Raw genomic sequence first — 244 nt, forward strand, 5'->3', positions numbered from 1 at the left:
CCAGGAGTCCCGCGCTTCGCGGTAATATTCGCCCATCAGACGGAAACCCAGTACGTCACAATAGAATGCTTTGCTGCGCTGATAGTCAGAGGCGATGATGGCGATGTGGTGAATAGCGGTTAACTGCAACATGTTCAATTACCTGATTCGGGCAGGCTGTCCGCAGACACCCTGCCGCTGATAGTCGTTTAAAGGTTTATGCGAGGTCGTTTTTCAGCACGCGGACGCGATACTCGCCCTCTTC

Annotated in this window: 1 protein-coding gene; it reads right to left on the reverse strand. The window is 53.3% G+C overall.

Annotated elements, in window-relative coordinates:
- Positions 1–132: VOC family protein (locus SB756_RS34155; protein ID WP_410913766.1), on the reverse strand; the 132-nt coding region annotated here is incomplete at its 3' end.
- Positions 133–244: the final 112 nt, after the last annotated feature.

The sequence above is a fragment of the Pseudomonas sp. SIMBA_068 genome (genome assembly GCF_046534705.1).
Lineage (GTDB): Bacteria > Pseudomonadota > Gammaproteobacteria > Pseudomonadales > Pseudomonadaceae > Aquipseudomonas > Aquipseudomonas putida.